The sequence below is a fragment of the Clostridium sartagoforme AAU1 genome (assembly GCF_000401215.1).
In the GTDB taxonomy this organism is placed as follows: domain Bacteria; phylum Bacillota; class Clostridia; order Clostridiales; family Clostridiaceae; genus Clostridium; species Clostridium sartagoforme.
On sequence record NZ_ASRV01000091.1, the window covers coordinates 1 to 21,326 of the forward strand.

Here is a 21,326-nt window from a genome sequence, read left to right on the forward strand (position 1 = left end):
CGCATTTTAAAACTAATATTCTAATTGGCATATTTTATTTTCTTTTAGAGTCTTTCTTACATCAATAATTCTTTGATTACTTGACCCTCTAAATCTTAATCCATCTTCCATCATATCTTTCTCAAATTTACCATCTACTAAAACATCTATATTATTAAGTAGGTCTCTCCAGCCTAATATCTTATCTAAATTGTTTATTATATATTCAAAGGTATATCCTGTATAACTCCATATATTTAAATTAGCTTCTTTAAATTTTTTTGCCATATATGCAAACTTTTCTGCCCTTTCAAAAGGATCCCCCCACTAAAGGTAACCCCTTTAATAATAGGATTTTTAAGAACATCTTCGATAAGTTCATCCATATTACGATCTTCGCCACCAGAAAAATCGTGGGTATCTGGATTAAAACAACCTTCGCAATTATGCCTACAACCTTGAGAAAAAAATACTCTCCTTATTCCTGGTCCATTAACCAAACTTTCGTAAGCTATTCCTGAAAGTCTTATCATTTTATCCATATAGTACATCCCCTTTATTATCTTCTCTACTTTTTTATCCTCTTTACTTTTTTATTTCCTTTATTTTTGAATTTCTTATTAATAAGCCCCATATGTCCATAACGCCCCTTTATAAACTTGCTTATTATTCTAATACAGAAGATTTATGCTAGTAATTTTCCTTATATAGTTTTATCTTATCACTATATTGTTCTATTATTCCTTTAGTTCTGTTAAAGGATTCTACAACCCTTATCTTTCCTTCTTCTGTTAAGTAATCAGCATCACTTATTGTTGCAGGAACAACTTCATAAAATAATTTTCCGTCTTTCTCGTACCAGTTAACCCAAGTTGGTATATATGTTGGATAATCTAACTTTATCTCATTCGTATCTAAATTTTTACTTAGTTTAACTGACACTATGACTCCATCTTCTGTATAAGGATTCTGTATTCTTTCAGTTCTTTGACTTGATAAAAAATTTCCCATGGAATAAATTACTGCTGTTTCACTATTTCCATCCTCTGATTTTATAATATCTATTGGCTGTAATGAATGTGGATGAGTACCAAAGATTATATCAACTTTTTCATTAGCTAAAAACTTAGCCATTTTTAATTGAGTTGCATTTGGTTCTAGCTCATATTCATCTCCCCAATGCATATAAAAAACAACTACTTCTGCACCCTTATTTCTCATATCAGCTATTTGCTCTTTCATTTCTTGAAGATCTGAATCTAAAGTATCTTCTCTAAATGTATTCATAAGTGGATAAAGTTCTTGTGGAATAACTGCTCCATTTAATCCTCTTGAACCACCCTCTGCTGTCATAGAATAGCTATAGGATACTATCCCAATTTTTATTCCTTCAACCTCTTTTATTATATATCTGTCCTCTGTAGTATCTGCTCTTGTTCCTATTACATCAAAGCCCTTCTCAACTAAAATACTTCTTGTTCTATTAAAACCTCTTACATCTCTGTCTAATGAATGATTATTCATATTATTTACTACATCTACTCCTACCCATTTCATAGCATCTGCTAAATCATCTGGAGCATTAAAGCTTGGATATCCTGAATAACCATAATTCTCTATACCAGAAAGTGTTCCCTCTAAGTTTGCAATAGTTAAACTTGCATCACTTAAATAACTTTTCACATATTGAACAGTATTTTTAAAATCATAACTATCAGTTTCAGAGTTATATTGAGTATCTAATATTTCTTTATGTATTAAGAAATCTCCAGTCGCAACTATTTCTATAGATTTTGTATTGCTTTTATCTTCTATTTCAATATTTTCATTTTCTTTTGTATCATTATCAACATTATCAATGTTCAAATTTTCTTCTTTAGGTTTACTATTTAATAATAATTTTTCTATCTTTGGAATATAAAATATGCCTACAACAGCTATGATTAATATTAATAATAATGGAATAAATATTTTACCCTTACCTTTACTTTTCATAAATCCCCCTATGTAATGTTTTTATCTTTATTATATACCACTAGATTTAAAAGTAATATGTAAAATAATAACTTTATTATTTTTTCTCTGCACGAAAAAAGAGAGTAACAAACTCTCTTTTTAATCATCCATATAAAACTATGCTTTGCGGACTGAATTAAGTCTTCCTCCAGACTTTATTACATTTATCTCTTTTTCTGTTAGATTTATATAAACATTAAACAAGCTTCCATTAGTTAAATTCTTTACTATAGTTTTTCCATTAACCAAAGCTGATTTTATATCTTCTATTACAAGTTCGTCTAGAAGGCCTATCTTATCATAATCCACTTCCGCTTCAAACTCCATTGGTATAATACCATTGTTTATAAGATTAGCTTTGTGAATTCTTGCAAAAGATTTTGCAATTACTGCTTTAACTCCTAAATATAATGGTGCAAGTGCTGCATGCTCCCTACTAGATCCTTGTCCGTAATTATTGCCTGCAACTATTATTCCTCCATTATTTTCCTTAGCTCTCCTTGGGAATTCTTCATCAACTGTATTGAAACAATATTCTGCTAAGTAAGGTATATTAGATCTAAATGGTAAAAGTTTTGAATTAGATGGCATTATATGATCAGTTGTAATATTATCCTCAACTTTAATAAGAACCTTTCCTTCAACCTTATCACCTAATTCCTTATTTACAGGGAAAGGCTTTATATTTGGTCCTCTTACAACTTCTACATCCTCTCCTTCTTTTGCCGGAGAAATTATCATAGAATCATCTATTAAGAATCTTTCTGGCATTTCTACCTTAATATCTAAATCTAACTCCCTTGGATCTGTAAGTACCCCACTTATTGCTGAAACTGCTGCTGTTTCTGGGCTGACTAAATACACTTTGGCAGATAATGTTCCACTTCTACCATAGAAGTTTCTATTAAATGTTCTTAATGATACTCCATCTGTTCCAGGAGCTTGCCCCATACCTATACATGGTCCACAAGAGTTTTCTAATATTCTTGCTCCTGCACTTATTATATCTCCTAAAGCTCCATTTCTAGCTAACATCTCCATAACTTGTCTCGATCCTGGAGCTATAACTAAACTTACATCTTCATGAACTTTATTATCTTTTAAGATTTTAGCTACTTTCATCAAATCTTCATATGAAGAATTTGTACAACTTCCTATAGCAACTTGATCAACCTTAATTTTCCCAATGCTTTCTACTTCTTCAACATTATCAGGACTATGTGGCTTAGCTGCTAGCGGCTTTAATTCATCTAAATTTATTATTATTTCTTCATCGTATACTGCATCTGCGTCAGGTTTAAATTCTATCCAATCATCTTCTCTTCCTTGAGCCTTAAAATACTCTAAAGTCTTTTCATCACTTGGAAATATTGAAGTTGTTGCTCCAAGTTCCGCTCCCATATTTGTAATTGTAGCTCTTTGAGGAACTGAAAGTGTTTTAACTCCTTCTCCTGCATATTCAAAAACTCTAGAAACTCCACCTTTAACAGTTAATTTCCTAAGGACTTCTAGTATTATATCCTTAGCTGAAACCATTGGTTTTAGCTTTCCAATTAAGTTGATTTTGCATACTTTAGGGGTTGCTATATAATAAGCTCCACCGCCCATAGCTAATGCTACATCAAGTCCACCTGCTCCCATTGCAAGCATTCCAACTCCTCCAGCAGTAGGAGTATGACTATCTGATCCTATAAGAGTTTCTCCTGGAACTGAAAATCTTTCTAGAAATACTTGATGACATATTCCATTACCAGGCTTTGAAAAGTAAACTCCATATTTTGAAGCCACGGTTTGTATAAATTTATGATCATCCGCATTTTCAAATCCTTGCTGAAGCATATTATGATCAATAAAAGCTATAGACTTTTTAGTTTTTACTCTATCTATTCCCATTGCTTCTAACTGTAAATATGCCATAGTACCTGTAGAATCTTGAGTTAATGTTCTATCTATTTTTATTCCTATTTCTTTTCCTATATCTATAGTTCCTTCAATTAAATGACTTTTTAATATTTTATAAACTAAATTGTCCCCCATTAACTTATTGCCCCCTTTTTATCTAATTAACCTTTTCTTCTCTCAACCTTAAATATTCCTTATATATTTGAACAAGCTCTTTATCAAATAAACTTCTTTTAAGTCTTACTGAAGTAGATCTTACCATTTCTAATATATCTTTGGCTGAATTGTTATCTAAATCTATTCCATATTCTTTAAACTTATTTATAATTCCAGCTTTGCCAGAGTGTTTCCCTATAACTATTTGTCTTTCTAATCCAACTATTCCTGGATCAAAAGCTTCATAGTTCTTCGGATTTTTTATTGCCCCATCTGCATGAATACCTGATTCATGTGCAAACATATTATCTCCAACAATAGCCTTCCATGCTGGCAATATTCTTCCTGAGGCCCTAGAAACATATTCTGAAACCTCCCTAAACATAGTTGTGCTTATATTACCTCCATAATTATAAACAAACATTAATGCCATTAAAACTTCTTCCAAGGCTGCATTTCCAGCTCTTTCACCTAAACCATTAACAGTTACACCAACATGAGATGCTCCTCCCATAATTCCTGCTATTGCATTTGCAGTTGCCATCCCAAAATCATTATGAGTATGCATTTCAATATCAAAATTTGTTTTAGCATGTAAATATCTTATGTCCTCATTAATTTTAAAAGGCTCCATTATACCTACAGTATCACAATATCTAAATCTATCTGCTCCTGCTTGCTTTGCTACTTCTATGAATTGAATCAAAAACTCTCTATCAGCTCTTGATGCATCTTCTCCATTTACAGATACATATAATCCATTTTTTTTCGCAAATTCCACAGATTTAACCATATTTTCTAGAACCCATCCTCGAGAGGTTTTTAGTTTGTGTTGTATATGAATATCTGAAACTGATATTGATATAGCTACAGCATCGACTCCACAATCTATAGATTCTTCTATATCTTTTATTACTGCTCTATTCCAAGCCATAATGCTTGATTTTTGGTTTCTTTTTACAATTTGTTTTATAGCTTCTTTTTCATCTCCACCCATAGTAGGAATACCTACTTCTAGTTGATCAACTCCAAGTTCGCTTAGCATAGATGCTATTGCAACTTTTTCCTCATTTGCAAAAACAACTCCTGCTGTTTGCTCTCCGTCTCTTAAAGTAGTATCTACAATAAAGACCTCTTTGCCATTATTTAAATTTTTAATAGACATAAGCCTCCCCCTTTAAAATATTACTTATTGCTAATTAACCCCAATGTAAAATATTTTTTATAATAATTAATAACAATTTTATCATATCAAGTAATTACAGACAAGTAAAAAGCGTTTGATTTTTATAAAAATTGCAAGTTTTTATAAAATTATTTCAGTTTAAAATGCTTTTATGTTTTATTTGATTGAAATGCATAGAAAATTTGCAATAAATTTTAAAAATCTTGCACCATTTTTAAAATAAAAAAAGTAGGATTTTTTATATTCCTACTTTTAAATTCGTATATTTATGCATAATTATAGTAATTTATAATTATTTTTTCTATTTCCTAAATGTGATAATCTATCTGCCCTTTCCTCATATTTTCCAGGTCCAAACCTTTCATCTAAGCTTAAATATCCTGTTACTCTTGAAACCCCTTGTATATCTCCGCTTCCACATTCTGGACATTTTCTTTCATTACTACTTAAATGACTACCACAATTCTTACAATATCTTATATGAAAATTTATTCCTATATAACTGATATTAGTATTTTTATATGCATAGTTTAAAATATCCATTATAGCCTCGCCAGATGGACGATCATCTACTTCTAAGTAACTTATATGCCCAGCATTACATAGTTTGTGATAAGTTGCTTCTATATCTATTTTATCTTTTATTGATATAGGATAATTTACAGGTATATGAAAGCTATTAGTATAATAATCCTTATCTGTTACACCTTTAATAGTACCAAAAACTTTTTTATCTTTCTTTATAAATTTACCTGAAAGACCTTCTGCCGGAGTTGCATAACAGCTCCAGTTTAATTTAGTTTCCTCTGTTACCCTATCAATAAACTTTCTTATATGACTTACTATTTTTACTCCTAAATCTTTTGCTTCATTATTTTCTCCATGATGATATCCAATTAATGAAATCAAAGTTTCTGCAAGACCTATAAATCCAATCCCCCAAGTTCCTTGTTTTAATATTGGTTCTATAGAATCTTCCTTTGAAAGCCCCTCTGAGCCCTTCATTAACCCTTGACCTGCAACAAATGGTAAGTCTTTAACCTTTAGATTTTTTAATATATCATATCTATGCATTAAGGATTCTTTTGCTAGATTTAATCTTTTATCTAGTATATTAAAAAATTCATTTATATCCCCTTTAGCTTGAATTCCTATTCTAGGTAAGTTAATTGTTACTGGAGCAATATTTCCTCTACCTTTACATCCAGGTTCTCCATTTACATTTTTCATTAGGTATGTTCTACATCCCATGGTTGCTGGCATATATCCCATGTCATAATATTCCTTATTAAAGTCAGCATCTATATTCATAAATGTAGGATTCATTCTCTTCGCTGCTACCCTACAAGCTAATTTATATAAGTAATAATATTTATCTTCTGGCTCTCTATTAACCCCCTCTTTAACTCTAAATATTATATTGGGGAATATTGGTTGTTCACCTTTCCCTAAACCTTTTTCATATTCTAATAAAAATACTTCACATATTAATGCTGCATCTTTTGAATAAGGTATTCCTAAGTTAATAGAACTAAATGGTACTTGAGATCCTGCCCTAGAATGCATGGTATTTAAATTATAAATTACTCCCTGCATAGCCTGATGTACTTTTTTTCTTAGCTTTTTTTCTGTCAACTCTTCTATTTTGTTTTTATCTAAACCAAGTTCTTCTAATTCAAGCTTTATTTCTTTTCTTGTTGGCTCAACAAATACAGCCATATCATTATCAAAATCTGGATGTGATTGGCCACCAAACATGTCATTTTGAGTTGATTGTAATAAAATACAGGATAGTTCTGCTGCCGTTTCTATCCTCTTAGGTATTTTTATAGTTCCATATCCAGTATTAAATCCTCTTTCTAATATTTCCTTTGTTGGTATGTGAAGACAATTAGTTGTAAGATTATAACTATCCAAATCATGATAATATAAATCACCATTTTCATGTGCCTTTGCTAAATGTTTTGGCATCATGGCTAAATTATGCCACTTGTTAGATTCAGATGCTATTCTTAGTAGCTTGGAACTAAAATTATTCCCTACATTAGCATTATCTCTATCTGTTTCTATCCCTATTTTTTCTATTGCTCTCATTAAATCAGACTTTATTTCTCTAACCTTTGTTCTTTCTTTTCTATAGCTAGAATATGCTATTTTTATATTTTCATAACCCTTAACTAATAATGCTTTTTCTACTAAATTTTGAATTTCTTCAACAGTTACTTTCTCTTTTTCTAAATCTTCTATGTAATTTATAACTTTTTTTACTATATCTAAAAGTTCACTTTCTTTGAGCTTTTCCCCTACTTCATCTGATGCCTTTTTTATAGCTGTAGCTATCTTAACTGAATTAAAAGAAACTTCTCTGCCATCTCTTTTTACTACATATTGCACTTACAAAACCCCCATTACACAATATCTTGTATTAATCATAGTATCTATTATAGACTCTAAAAATATTCATTTCAAATTATAAGATGGATAGATATCGCTAGATTTATTATTGATTTATGGCATTCTATTCTATATTTGGACTTTTTTATTGCAAATTAAAGTTGACAAATAAGTTTTTACTTAAACAAAACTATATCAATAGTGATATGGTTTTTTGATTATCAGTATTGATATACATGCTTGTTATGATATAATTTAGATGAATAGAATTTAAAGATATTGATATTATAAAATTATATAAATATATTAAATATTAGGAGGATTTTTATGCAAAAAATAGCCTTAATAGTTGATAGCGCATGCGATCTATCTCTTGAAACCCTTAACGAAAGAAATATTAAACTATTACCACTTAGAATTTCTTATTCAGATAAAGAGTATAAAGATAAAATAGATATCTCTGCTGATGAGATTTATAACAACTTAGAAAAAGAAGTTCCAAAAACTTCATTGCCTAGTGCTGAAATTATGGAAGAAATATTAATGTCATTAGAAGATGAAGGATATACTCATGTTATTGCTATAACTATTTCTAGTGGCTTATCTGGAACCTTCAACTCAATAAGATTAGCATTAGAAGATCACCCTAAATTAACATCTTATGTCTTTGATACTAAGATTCTAGCTATGCCAGAAGGAATTATGGCTTTAGAGGTTTCTGATTTAATTAATAGTGGCAAAAGTTTTGAAGAAATAGTATCTGCTATCCCTAAAATAAGAAAGAGTATTAGCGGATATTTTACAATAAATACTTTGGAATACTTAAAAAAAGGCGGAAGAATAGGCAAAATTTCTGGTACTATAGGAGAAATGTTAAACTTAAAACCTGTTGTTTCTGTTGATGATGACGGGGTTTACTATACTGTTTGTAAGGCCAGAGGAAGAAAACAATCTATATTAAAGCTTACTAACATACTAAAAGATGAACTTTCTTTAGGTCCTTGCAAAGTTTGGGTACTTCAAGGTGGCGCTTTAGAGGAAGCTAAGAAATTTATGGAATCTATAAAAGACTTAAAAAATATAGTTAGTCTTAATATGTCTCAGATAAGTCCAGCTTTAGGAGTTCATGGTGGTCCTGGATTACTTGGCCTAGCAATTCAAAAGGTTTATTAATATGGATGAGTACAATCTTCATCTAAGTAGTATAGAAGATATAAAAGAAGAAGAGAAAAAACTTCACGAAGAGTATAAAAGAAAACTTGCTGAGTTAAAAAAAATTCAAAAGGAAAAGGAATCAGTAGGTCAGGTATTTACTAAAGGACTCCTTCCAATATATGTTCTTCATATACTTAGTATATCACCTTCAAATGGAAATGATATTGCAACCAAAATAGGTGAACGTACTAATGGACTCTGGATTCCTAGTACAGGAGGTATATATCCTCTTTTAAAAAAATTAGAAAAAGAAGAATATGTTATTGGACAATGGGATGATCCTAAAAAAAAGTTTCAAAAAATTTATTCATTAACTCCAAAAGGCAAAAAAGAATATGAAGCTAGAAAAGGACTTTTAAGACCCAAGATCGAAGAAGCTTTAAAAGTTTTTAAAATAATATATAAAGATCTGTATAAATAGATTAATATTAAATTTTTATAGTATTATATTTTTAATTTTGTACAAAATAATACTACTAACTTTTAGGTGGTGTTATTTTGAAAGGAAAAATTATAGACTATAATTATTTTGAAGCATTCGTAGCATTAGAAGATGATACTATTGTTAAGGTGCCACTCACTCAAGTAAATGATTATTTAGGAATAGGTTATGTTGTTAATATTGACTCCAATAATCTAAGCTACAATACCAGCAATCAGCCTAAAATACATCAAGATAAAGTAATTGATTTTTTTTAAAAAAGATGCTTGAAGTTTTCAAGCATCTTTTTATTAGGATACACTAATTGCGTTTACTGGACAACTTGCTTCTGCATCCTTTGCCTCATCTTCTACGTCACTAGGTACATTAGGATTTCTTGCAATTGCTTTACCATCATCATCCATTTCAAATACTGCCTCACAAATTGATGGACATAATCCACATCCAATACAAGTATCTTTATCTACATAAGCCTCCATATTGTTTCTTCCTTTCTTTATTAAACTCAATAATATTATTACCACCAATATAGATTTTATGTATTCTACTATTAATATAGACCTTCGAAAATTAATGAGTATAAATCATTATCCATTACATACTGTTCTGCTATTCCTTGCTCTAATGCTTCTGTTAAATCAACATTTATAGGAAGTTCTCCTAATAGGGGTATTCCTAGATATTCTGCATGCTCTTCTGCAGACTTTTTGCTAAATACTCTCATTTTTGTATCACAACCTGGACACACTATATAAGACATATTTTCTACTACTCCTCTTATTTGTAAAGGCATTTTTTTTGCCATGGTTATTACTTTTTTAACTATCATAGAAACCATATCTTGTGGAGTAGAAACAATAATAAGCTCAGTAATAGGGAAGCTTTGCATTACTGTTAATGTTATATCTGATGTTCCAGGTGGCATATCTATTAATAAGTAATCAAGTTCTCCCCAAACTGTATCAGTAAATAATTGAGTTAAAACGCTTGTTACTATAGGTCCCCTCCATACAACCGGATCATCTTCTTTAGGTATTAATAGATTCATTGACAATACTTTTGTTCCACCCTTAGATTCTACTGGATTATATTTAAAGTTATTTTCATCTATTGGCTCTATAACAGCTCTTTTATCATTTATTCCAAAGAATCTTGGCATTGATGGTCCTGTTATATCCGCATCAAGCACACCAACCTTATATCCCTTTTTTCTTAATGTACTAGCTAATATACCAGTAACAGTAGATTTACCAACTCCACCTTTTCCGCTTATTATTCCAATAACATTTTTTATTGTTCCATACTTAGGTAATAACTTACCACATCCTTGAGATCCAACAGTATCTTTAGAGCTACATTTATTTTTACTTGGACAAGTTGAACAATCTGACATATTAATTACCTCCTACCAGTTCTTTTCTACTTCTTTTGGAACATTATCTTTCGTATAAATATCTATGTTCCATTCTTTAAATTCATTTTCACCAACTATATAATAGTAATATTCAACCTTATTTTTCTTGTCTTCAACAGTTATATTACTTTTATAAACAGTTGTGTTATGTCCCCTATTTTTTACTTTTATAACAATGTCAAAATCTTCTTCATTATTATTTACAATTTCAACATTAGAAGTTATCTTTCTGGCCCTTGATAGAAAATCTTCTATATCTGTAGAAAATATATATTTAAGACAATCTATATCATTTTCTACATCAATACCAATTTTATTATTCCCATTATTAAGAACTTCTTTCTTCAAATTCATAACATCTAGTATAGAATTATAATATATGTACTCAAAGTCTCTAGGCTTTCTTATTATTGATAAGTTTTGAATTATACTTTCATCTAATCTCTTAGATACTGTAAAATTCTCATTTTCATCATAGAAATTACCTTCATATGCTCCAACTATATAGTTGAATTGTTTAATTTCGCTCCCCATTTTTATTTCAAATATATAATCTGGTTGCAAATCTGATTTTTCTTCGCTCACTTTAGCTTTAGATAAAAGCTCATGCATACTTTGTATAGCTTTTTCATCTGTAACAAGAAATTTAAAAGACTTATCTCTAACACTTTGTATACTTATAACATCAACCTTACCGCTTAGCAAATAATCAAAATATCCATTATCTTTTTTAAATTTACCTTTTATATTATCAATTAATGTACAAGATGTTAAGTTGAAAGATAATATTATTACTAATATAGTTATTATACTTTTTATTGGCTTTTTCAATTGTATCCTTCCCCTCTATTAAAAAGTCAATATTTTCCCTACAATGCTTAATAGTTAATTAGGAGAAGCATTAGCTTCTCCTAATTATAAATAAATTATAATACTTTAATTCTTCAATAGCAAATTTTTTGAAGCATCACTTAAAACTCATTGATATACTATCAAAAACTACATTAATACTATTTTTTTCTTTCTCCTTAATATAGGAATACTTAATTATAAGAACTTTTCCCTCTGAGTAACTTCTAAGATAATATTTATTAATAGTTTTATTATTTACCACATTTATTATATGCCATATATAATTATCTTCTATTATTTTAATATTCTCTTTACTATTAGTAATACTATTAGAAATATCTTCTATATTTCCTTTTTCTATAGAAATATTACCTTCAATATTATCATTATCACTAAAATTGATATTAATATCACCATTAAAGCTTTTTATTTTTTTATCTATTTCCCATCCTTCTGGCAGTGAAACTTTATATTCTCCCTCTCCCAATAAATATTCATCAAAATTTTTTATATTATTATTTGAAATTGCAACTTCTTTTATATCTTGTATAAATAGGTTTTTCATACAAACTATAATAAACATTAGGATTACCAGTAGGGCTATTATATAGATTTTTTTCTTATTCATCTCATATACTCATTAGGATTATAAGTACATTTTATTGCTGCACTTTATTTCATAGGTACAACAACAGTTGAATTTCTAAAATCATAGAACATTAACCAACATCCTACTCCATCCCTAGTTTCATTACTAATCCAAGTTACAAATCCAGTTTTCCCCTCATAAGGCTGTTCGTCCCTATTTTTTCTTCCCGGAATTCCATAAACTATATATCTTAAATTTCCGTCCTTATCACATTTATAGCCTAGCATAAAGTGTCCATATTTTCTTATATATGGATAATAGTTAAGCATTGGATAGTATGCCACTGTATATCTATTGTAATTTGACATATTACACATTTCATGTAAGTCATGAACAGGTATCTTATACCACTTACAATATTTTATTTCCCTATATTCATTTCTACAATGTTCAAAACCATTGGCAATCCCTTCAAAATATTCTCCTACGCTTCCTTTTATAGAGAATACATCAGATTTTTTTTCTATTTCTTCTTCATATTCATCAAATTTATTCTTTTTACTTGCTCTATTTAATGAATTTGAACCATAATAATTAATTTCTCCTGAATTATTAACAAAAGGATTTTGAGCCGCATTTACTCCGTTTAAATTAGTAAACGGATTGTCCTTATCATCAATATTCTTTTTAACATCAGCTCCATCTTCTGGAATTGCTTCTACATCTTGTTCTTCTATATCTATTGGCCCAATGCCTTCTTCCATAATAGGTCTTTCATCACTTCTAAGATCTTCCTCTCTATGTTCTGAACATTTACAATTGTTTTCATCCTTCTTCTTATCTTCATCCTTCTTCTTATCTTCATCTTTCTTTTTATCATAGTACTTTTTATCATCATCTTTTTTCTTATCAGATTCTTTCTTTTTGTCATAATCTTTTTTCATTTTATCTTCTTTTTTGAAATATTCAACTTTATCTTTTGATTTATCACTAGTAGATTTAATTATTTTATAGTTTTTCCAATTATCACTTGGTTGTTCACCATTTATAAATCCACACATAATAATTATAGGAATTTCATCTTTCATTTTAGCTATTGCAGCTCCTGAAATTTTGTCATAAGATATTCCTAATCCTGCTATATCGTCAACAGAATACTCCTTTGTTATTTCAGCTTTTCCCCCATCTGATACGGTGATTTTTCCTAAGTCCAACATTTTCTTAGTATCCTTTTTATTGCATATAGCCATAATGCAATAATCATCACCATCATTTCTTAGATTTTGAGCATAAAAGGAAATTTTGCAAGTATCCCCCTTTGCTTCTATCTTTGAATATCCTGATAAGGTTTTGTCGTTAGAACTAGAATAGCCTCTTTCATCTTCTTGTAAAATAATAAAATTTCTATACAATTTATTTAACTGTGACAAACCTTTAGAACCTCCACTTTACATTAATTCAATACATTATATGCTTAATATATCCAAATATGTTAAAAATAAAACTCGTGAGATTATTTGATATTACACCAAATTTCTCACGAGTTTAAATAAATTGCAAAGCAATTACTAGTGAATGATTAATAGTATATGCTTTAAGTTCTACACCAGTTTAATTTTTCTCCAAAAAATTAAATTACTATACTCTCTGTTACTTGTTACCTGTTACCTTTAACTTAAATAACCGTGAATTGTGAACTGAATAAAATCACCTCTAATCTTATTCCATTTTTTCATAAATTTTGTCTGATAAAACTGCAAACTCTTGTATAGATAATGTTTCTCCTCTTCTTTTTGGATCTATGTCTGCTTCATTAAAGGCTAGTTCTAGTTTTTCTTTGCTTAACCCGATATTTTTCACACCATTCCAAAGAGTTTTTCTTCTCATATTAAATGAACTTCTTATTATATCAAAAAATAGCTTTTCACTTTTAACACTTACCTTAGGTTCTGTAAGCTTATCTAATCTTATCACTATTGAATCTACCTTAGGCCTTGGTATAAAGCATTGCGGTGCTACTTTTCTTACTATCTTGGTATCACAATAATATTGAACTAATAATGAAAGTGAACCATAATCTTTATTACCTGGTTCTGCATTCATCCTTTCTGCTACTTCCTTTTGTATCATTATAGTTAAAGATTTAAATTTATAGTCTTCTTTTAATAATTTTAGTATTATAGGAGTTGTAACATAATAAGGTAAATTAGCTACTAACTTTACACTTTCTTCATCTCCTATTATTTCATTAAAATTAACTTTTAAAGCATCATTATGTATTAATGTAAATTTAGGATTATCACCTATTTCTTTACTTAAAATAGGTATAAGATCACTATCTAATTCTATTGCAACTACCCTTTTAGCTTTATTTAGTAATTGAGCTGTTAACGTCCCCACTCCTGGACCTATTTCTATAACTAGGTCATCTTCATTAACCTCAGCCCCTGCCACAATATCTTTTGGAACTGAATCATCTATTAAGAAATTTTGCCCTAAACTTTTAGAAAATTTAAAATTATATTTCTTAACTAATTCTGCTGTTTTTATATCCTGTATTTCCATTATTCTTTCACCTCTAAAAATTTTTCAATTTTTTCTATAGCAGTAATAAACTCTTCTTTTGTTATAGAGTATTTATTTAATCTGCTTAACATTTGATTTGAATTTCCGTAACCAATTCCTAATTCTTTTCCTAGAATAATTCTTCTTTTCTTTGAATCAGCATCGCCTGTAAGCTTAAAATGAAACATATCTTCTGATGTATATATTTCTTCAATTATTTCTTCTGATATCTTTGCTCTATTTAAAGCTTCTATAATTACTTCTGGAGATGCATTTTCAACGCCTATATCATCGCCTTTTATTCCGTCTTCTTGAGCTATATATGCATGTTTTATTCCCTTTACCCTTTTAGCAATTATACTTCTAATCTTTTCTCCAGCAAAATCAGGATCTGTTAATACTATTACGCCTTTTCTTCTTTGTGCTTCCTTTATCCTTTCTATAACTCTAGCATTTATTCCAAATCCTCCTACAGCTATAACTTCGGCATCTACAGCTTGTTTTACAGCGGTTATATCATCTCTTCCTTCAACAACTATAACTTCTTTAATCAAAATATTAACTTCCTTTCTATTAATTAAGAAATTCCTTTATCTTTCACATCTAAATATTAATTTATCCTTATATACTTATTATGTCAAACGAAATAAGAATTAAAATAAGTATTATGATAAATATTTATTAGTCTAAATCTACTCAATAATTGTCCATAAAAAAGGCACAGCCTAAGCCGTGCCCATTTTTATTTTACCATTCTCCTGGATACGCTAAAATATAAACAGCAACGTTATATTTCCTTCCCCAGCTATTATATGCTTCTTCTTGAGAATTAACATATACATCAACAATATTTCCTTGTATAGCTCCACCAGTATCTGCAGCTACAGCCCTGCCATATCCTTCTACATATACTAAGCTTCCTAGAGGAATAACTCTTGGATCAACTGCTATTGTGCTTATACCATTAGGATCTCTAACTGGTACAGTTCCTGTTGCAGTAGTTCCACCTCCGCTATATGCTGTAGATTCACAATATATTACGCTCTTATAATTTAATAGCTGGCCATCTCTACTTGCAAGGGTCTTCCTTGTTCCTTGTACAACTATTTTGTTAACTGGTTCTGCTAATACTTTTGAGCTTTTTATAGATTTAGAAAATTCCTTACCATTTTTGTAAACTATTTCATAAGTAACTTCCTTTTCTCCTGAAGCTCCATCTTGTCTTATTTCTTCTAGTCCACTATCAAGGTTAGAGTCAGATTCAACTACTACATCAAAATCTATAGCTTCTTTAGCTAATTCTTTTTTTACCTCAACCTTAACAAGGTTAACTTTTAAATCAGATGTAATTTCTGTATTTAATGTAGGAGTTATTTCATCTAATCCTTCATTAAATTCAATCCCTTGATTCTTAAGTTCTTCCTTTTCTACTTCTAGCATTTCTTCAATAGTATCTTCTGCAGTGTAAACTTCTATTTGTTTATCTCCTACAGTTAATTCTATTGAAACAGCTCTCTTAATAGATATTGTATCTCCTTCAGATACCTTACTATTTAAAGCTGGTTGAATTTTATCCTTAGGACTAACCTCTACTCCCTTAGAATTCAACACATCTTCAACAGTCCCTTTATATGTGACAAAAGTCTCTTCTTTATCGTCTATCTTCATTGTTATTGTCTTTCGCATATTTATGAACGTCGCTGATAAAATAATAGCAACTGCTATTGTTCCTATCAGTATTTTTGCCTTTGGACCGTTAGAAAAATTATTTTTTAGATATTTTTTACATTTTTCTACCATCTACTTTACCTCCCTTGGCAAGAGCGTCTTTTGAATTATAATGGAATTAAGCGCTTTTGTCAAATTTAAGACCTCTCGCATTAATAAAACTGCGGATGAATGCATCATATGCATAATTAAAATATAATTTATAAATAATAGCAAATTTGCAGTTTATAATTTTTCTAAAGTAGATTTGTTCTTTAAACAGTTCATCCTATATATTGATAAACAATTGTTACTGTTAAATTTTTCAAATTGTTACTTTTTAATTGTACTTTATATATTATTTTGAATCAACCTTTTAAAATTGTCATTTACAGCTAAATTTACCTCTTTCGGTTCCAATTCCTTTATTAAAGCAATTTGTTCTATTATATAAGCTATATAGTCTGATTTATTCCTTTTTCCTCGGTTTGGTGCAGGGGCCATATATGGACAATCTGTCTCAACTAGCAATTTTTCTAGTGGGACATGCTTTACTACCTCTATTATTTTTTTAGCATTCTTAAAAGTTACTACTCCTGTTATGCCTATGTAGTATCCAAGTTTTATACATTCCATTGCAAATTCAACACTTCCAGAAAAACAATGAACTATACCATTAACATTTGGAAACTCCTTTATAATCTCTAAGGTATCTCCATGAGCTTCTCTATCATGGATAATAACTGGTAATTTTAATTTTTCTGCTAACCTCATCTGTTCTCTAAATACCTGCTTTTGTATATCTTTTGAAGGATTTTCATCCCAATAGTAATCTAATCCTATCTCCCCTATTGCAATTATTTTTTTATTTTTTTCAATTAAATCAATAATTTCTATTTCTACATTACTGTTAAATTCATTTGCATTCTCAGGATGTATTCCTAATGCTCCATATATAAAATCATTTTCTATTGTTAATTTATTTGTTTTTTCTATACTCTTGTAGCTTGATGCACAATTTAATATTCCTATAACACCATTATCCTTAATTTGCTTAAGAATAGTTTCTCTATCTTCATCAAATGCTTCATCATCATAATGCGCGTGTGTATCAAATATTACGTATTTATTTTCCATTTCAATTCCTCCATCGTATATATTAATTTATTATAAGTATTATACCATAAGTAGAATTTTTCAAATTAAAATAATTAAAAATGAAACAATGAAGAAATTGCTGAATCTAATATACAAGCCCATCCACTAAGGATTTTCCAAAGTAGATGGGCTTAATTTTTTATCACATTTTATTTTTATTATTTATTCTTTTTTCCTGAAGTTCCGATATTATTTGCATGATCCCCTATTCTTTCTAAGTTGCTTAATAAATCTAAGAAGATTACACTTGATGCAGCTGAACAAGACTTTTCATTTAATCTCTTTATATTATTTTCTCTAAACTTCTTTTCTAGTTCGTCTATCTCATCCTCTATTTGCTCTATTTCAATTGGAGCCATTATTTTTTTATTATTATAACTTTCAATAGCAATTTCCATGGCTTTCATAGTTTTATCAAAAATAATTGTTAACTCCTCTTTAGCACTACTTCCAAGATGTATGTTTTTATTTATTTTTTCTACTGCTAAATCAGCTATATTTTCTGCATGATCCCCAATTCTTTCTATATCATTAATTACATGATATGTTGAACTAAATAGCTTAATATCTTCCTCAGGTAACTCTAATTGAGATAACTCAACTAAATAATCTGTTATGTCTTTCTCTAATGCATTTATTATTTTCTCATTTTTATATACTTTATCTGCAGAATCCATATTACTATTTGTAAATGCTTCCATAGCTAATGCTACATTTTCTTTTGCTTTTGTAGCCATTCTTAAAGTTTCTTTAAAAACTTGGCCATTTGCTACTATTGGAGTTTCTAATAAACTTTTATCCAAATAAATAGCTCCTTCTTTTTCTATCTCCGCATCTCCTGGAAGTATTCTATTAACTATTTTAACTAAGTATGCTGATAATGGTAGTAATAATACAGTAACTGTAACATTAAATATAGTATGTGCATTTGCAACTTGCCTTGCCACGCTTGATGGATCAGTTGATTCTACTAATCTTATAAATGGACCTATAAATGGCAAGAAAATTAATGCTCCCATTGAATTAAATAATAAATGTATTAATGCAGCTTTTTTTGCAGTTCTATTTGCCCCTAATGAAGCTAATATTGCAGTAACGCATGTACCTATATTGCAACCTAGTATTACCGGAAATGCTAATCGCATATCTATTGCTCCTGTTGTCGCTAATGCAACTAAAATACCTGTTGTTGCTGATGAACTTTGAACAACAGCAGTCATTCCCAGTCCTGCAAGTAGTCCTAATATGCTATTATCTGCAACTACTATTACAAATTCTTTAAACCAGCTTGCTTCTGCTATTGGCTTCATTGCATCTGACATTACACCCATTCCCATAAATAGAATTCCAAAACCTAAAGCTATACTAGCTATATCTCTAACTCTTTTCTTTTTAGCTACAAGTAATATTATTGCCCCTACACCTATAAATATTGGTGCAATTGCATCTAACTTGAATGATACCATTTGAGCTGTAATAGTTGTTCCTATATTAGCTCCCATTATTACTCCTGCAGCTTGAAGTAAATTCATTAATCCTGCATTTACAAAACTAACAATCATTACAGTAGTTGCACTTGAACTTTGTATTATTGCTGTAACTGCTGCTCCAACCAATACTCCTATGTACTTATTACTTGTTAATTTCTCTAATATGGATTTTAAGCCCTCACCAGCAGCATTTTCTAGACCATCTCCCATAAGCTTCATTCCATATAAAAATAGTCCTAATCCTCCTAGCAAACCTGTAAAAATAGCAAACTTATCCATGACTCTCTCCTTATAAATTTATAATTTATATATTAAAATTATTAATTACCAAACTTAATATACAATTAATATTCGTAGTTGTAAATATAGATAGAATGTTAAATTCTTGTTAAAACTAATAACTTGATAAGTATTCACAATTTTTTTATACTTTTGTCACGGTATTGTCATATTATTGCTGTATTATAATATTTGTAAAGTAGTTAAAGCATTATTATTTACCCCTAAAACCATCTAATGGTCCCTAGATTAAATTATTCCCCAAAGTGATTTAATCTAGGGTTTTTCCTTTATTAAATTAATTTCTTTCTTCTTTTAATCTTTTTACTTCTTCTGAAGCCCTTTTTCTATCAATTTTATTAAATAAATTCTCTAATTCTAAAATTTTACCAGTTTTCTTTTCTGAATAACTCCAAATAGGGTCATATAGTCTTAATGAAAGTCTTATCTTTTTACAAGTATATGGCATAAATGGTTCTAATAAATTTGATATATTTACAACAGCTTGAATATACTCATATATTTTATTTTTATTTCCTTTTCTATTTACCTCTGTGTATATAGCTTGATATTCTTCATCAAAAGACTTATTCATTTTTTTTATAAAATTCATTATACCTAAAATTGCAACTTTAAATTTACCTTCTTCTATATTATCTCCTACTTCGAAATATAGGTTAAGTATTTCATTTCTAAAATCATTTGATGTAATTCCTACTGGTACTTCCCTTTCATAGTATTTATTTATAAAATCTATGATTTTCTTAACAAAACCTTCTAAGGAACTTACTAAGTCCCTATTTACTACATTTATAAAATCCCTCCAAGTGAAATCTGTATCCTTAATCTCTGGAGAATTTAAAGCTAAATAATAATATCTGAACTCATCCACATTATAATTATCAACTATATAATCTGCCCATATAGCCCAATTTTTTACTGATGAGAAATTTTTCCCTTCTAATTTCATATATTCACTTGATATAACTCTTAAATTAGGATTTTTTATTCCAAGTCCTGCTAGAATAGCTGGAAATATAACTGTGTGGAAAGGTATATTATCTTTGCCATGAACAAAATAAACTCTTGAATCATCTCCTTGCCAATATTCCTTCCAGTCCTCATTTTTTTCTTCTAAACACTTCATACTCGCAGTTAAATATCCCATAACTGCCTCAATCCAAACAAATATCCTTTTATCTTCGTATCCTTCTAAAGGTACATCTACCCCCCAATTAAAATCTCTTGTAACTGCTCTATCCCTTAATCCTTCATCTAAATATCTCTTTACTATTTTTTCAGCATTTTCTCTCCAACCCTTTTGTCTAATTAAAAGTCTTCTAACATCATTTTCAAAACTTGAAAGAGAGAAAAATAAATGTTTTGTTTGTTTAACTACTGTTTCATTTCCACAAAGTTTACACTTTTTATCTAAAAGGTCTTCTGCTTCAATTATCTCAGAACAACTTTCACATTCATCTCCAGATACTATTTCTCCACAATGCGGACACTTTCCTTCTATATATCTATCGGATAAAAACTCATTGCAACTTTCACAATAAGTTTGTTCTATTTCCTTTTCATATATATATCCCTTATTATATAACTCGAGTATAAATTTCTTAACCCTTTCCTCGTGATACTCTGAATGAGTCCTTGCAAATATATCAAAAGAAAATCCTAACTTATCAAAGCATTCTTTAAATTCATTATGGTACTTTTTTGTTGCTTCTAATGGAGTTATTCCTTCTTCCTTAGCCTTCATAGTTACTGGTGTACCATGACAGTCAGTTCCAGATAAAAATATAACTTCATCACCCATAAGTCTATGATACCTAGCAATTATATCACCAGGTAGTAATACTGCTATTCTTCCTAGATGTAATGGTCCATTTGCATAAGGCCATGCATTTCCTACTATTATATTCATAAAAAACCCCCTTGTTTGAATTAAGAATGTAGAATTAAGGAGAAGACTCAGC

At 29.4% G+C, this 21,326-nt stretch carries 18 protein-coding genes and 1 pseudogene; 3 read left to right on the forward strand and 16 right to left on the reverse strand.

The genetic code is table 11. From position 1 onward, the window contains the following. Window positions 1-12: 12 nt before the first annotated feature. From nrdG to A500_RS07045, 5 genes and pseudogenes are all read right to left on the reverse strand, one after another. Window positions 13-530 (reverse strand): annotated as a pseudogene (gene nrdG, locus A500_RS07025) (anaerobic ribonucleoside-triphosphate reductase activating protein). Window positions 531-669: 139 nt separating this feature from the next. After that, complete coding sequence (locus A500_RS07030; RefSeq protein ID WP_016206889.1) at window positions 670-1,974, reverse strand: CapA family protein; 1,305 nt, start codon at window positions 1,972-1,974, stop codon at window positions 670-672. Between the two features lie 138 nt (window positions 1,975-2,112). Next, window positions 2,113-4,032 (reverse strand): aconitate hydratase, encoded by a 1,920-nt coding sequence (locus A500_RS07035; protein WP_016206890.1) that lies wholly within the window; start codon window positions 4,030-4,032, stop codon window positions 2,113-2,115. A gap of 22 nt (window positions 4,033-4,054) precedes the next feature. After that, window positions 4,055-5,218 carry a homocitrate synthase gene (gene nifV, locus A500_RS07040; protein ID WP_016206891.1) on the reverse strand — a complete coding sequence of 388 codons (1,164 nt, stop codon included), beginning with the start codon at window positions 5,216-5,218 and terminating at the stop codon, window positions 4,055-4,057. 297 nt (window positions 5,219-5,515) lie between these two features. Continuing rightward, window positions 5,516-7,633: an anaerobic ribonucleoside triphosphate reductase gene (locus A500_RS07045; RefSeq protein ID WP_016206892.1), complete on the reverse strand. Its 2,118-nt coding sequence runs from the start codon at window positions 7,631-7,633 to the stop codon at window positions 5,516-5,518. Between the two features lie 327 nt (window positions 7,634-7,960). On the opposite strand from A500_RS07045, the gene A500_RS07050 reads away from it, so the two are divergent. The 3 genes from A500_RS07050 (at window position 7,961) to A500_RS07060 (ending at window position 9,547) form a co-directional block, all read left to right on the forward strand. Then, window positions 7,961-8,806: a DegV family protein gene (locus A500_RS07050; protein ID WP_016206893.1), complete on the forward strand. Its 846-nt coding sequence runs from the start codon at window positions 7,961-7,963 to the stop codon at window positions 8,804-8,806. Between the two features lies 1 nt (window position 8,807). Next, window positions 8,808-9,269 (forward strand): PadR family transcriptional regulator, encoded by a 462-nt coding sequence (locus tag A500_RS07055; RefSeq protein ID WP_016206894.1) that lies wholly within the window; start codon window positions 8,808-8,810, stop codon window positions 9,267-9,269. A 77-nt stretch (window positions 9,270-9,346) separates the two neighbouring features. Next, complete coding sequence (locus A500_RS07060) at window positions 9,347-9,547, forward strand: hypothetical protein (protein ID WP_016206895.1); 201 nt, start codon at window positions 9,347-9,349, stop codon at window positions 9,545-9,547. A gap of 33 nt (window positions 9,548-9,580) precedes the next feature. Here the strand turns inward: A500_RS07060 and A500_RS07065 are convergent, their stop codons facing one another. From A500_RS07065 to metG, 11 genes are all read right to left on the reverse strand, one after another. Then, on the reverse strand, window positions 9,581-9,769 hold the full coding sequence (locus A500_RS07065; RefSeq protein ID WP_016206896.1) for a ferredoxin: 189 nt from the start codon (window positions 9,767-9,769) through the stop codon (window positions 9,581-9,583). A gap of 71 nt (window positions 9,770-9,840) precedes the next feature. After that, entirely contained in the window at window positions 9,841-10,683 is an 843-nt protein-coding gene (locus tag A500_RS07070) for an Mrp/NBP35 family ATP-binding protein (protein WP_016206897.1), read from the reverse strand. Between the two features lie 12 nt (window positions 10,684-10,695). After that, window positions 10,696-11,535: a YhfM domain-containing protein gene (locus A500_RS07075; protein ID WP_016206898.1), complete on the reverse strand. Its 840-nt coding sequence runs from the start codon at window positions 11,533-11,535 to the stop codon at window positions 10,696-10,698. 136 nt (window positions 11,536-11,671) lie between these two features. Beyond that, window positions 11,672-12,184 (reverse strand): hypothetical protein, encoded by a 513-nt coding sequence (locus A500_RS07080; protein WP_016206899.1) that lies wholly within the window; start codon window positions 12,182-12,184, stop codon window positions 11,672-11,674. 44 nt (window positions 12,185-12,228) lie between these two features. Further along, the gene (locus tag A500_RS07085; RefSeq protein ID WP_016206900.1) at window positions 12,229-13,575 is read right to left on the reverse strand and encodes a hypothetical protein; all 1,347 of its coding nucleotides are present in this window, start codon (window positions 13,573-13,575) and stop codon (window positions 12,229-12,231) included. Window positions 13,576-13,864: 289 nt separating this feature from the next. After that, the gene (gene rsmA / locus A500_RS07090; RefSeq protein ID WP_016206901.1) at window positions 13,865-14,710 is read right to left on the reverse strand and encodes a 16S rRNA (adenine(1518)-N(6)/adenine(1519)-N(6))-dimethyltransferase RsmA; all 846 of its coding nucleotides are present in this window, start codon (window positions 14,708-14,710) and stop codon (window positions 13,865-13,867) included. After that, the gene (rnmV, locus tag A500_RS07095) at window positions 14,710-15,264 is read right to left on the reverse strand and encodes a ribonuclease M5 (RefSeq protein WP_016206902.1); all 555 of its coding nucleotides are present in this window, start codon (window positions 15,262-15,264) and stop codon (window positions 14,710-14,712) included. The genes rsmA and rnmV overlap by 1 nt, the downstream gene beginning before the upstream one ends. A gap of 193 nt (window positions 15,265-15,457) precedes the next feature. Further along, a complete protein-coding gene (locus A500_RS07100) occupies window positions 15,458-16,510 on the reverse strand; it encodes a 3D domain-containing protein (protein WP_016206903.1) in 1,053 nt (350 codons plus the stop codon). Window positions 16,511-16,768: 258 nt separating this feature from the next. Continuing rightward, complete coding sequence (locus A500_RS07105; RefSeq protein ID WP_016206904.1) at window positions 16,769-17,554, reverse strand: TatD family hydrolase; 786 nt, start codon at window positions 17,552-17,554, stop codon at window positions 16,769-16,771. A gap of 179 nt (window positions 17,555-17,733) precedes the next feature. After that, the gene (locus tag A500_RS07110) at window positions 17,734-19,344 is read right to left on the reverse strand and encodes a Na/Pi cotransporter family protein (RefSeq protein ID WP_016206905.1); all 1,611 of its coding nucleotides are present in this window, start codon (window positions 19,342-19,344) and stop codon (window positions 17,734-17,736) included. Window positions 19,345-19,642: 298 nt separating this feature from the next. Beyond that, window positions 19,643-21,274, reverse strand: a complete 1,632-nt coding sequence (gene metG / locus A500_RS07115) for a methionine--tRNA ligase (RefSeq protein ID WP_016206906.1) — start codon at window positions 21,272-21,274, stop codon at window positions 19,643-19,645. Between the last annotated feature and the right edge of the window lie 52 nt (window positions 21,275-21,326).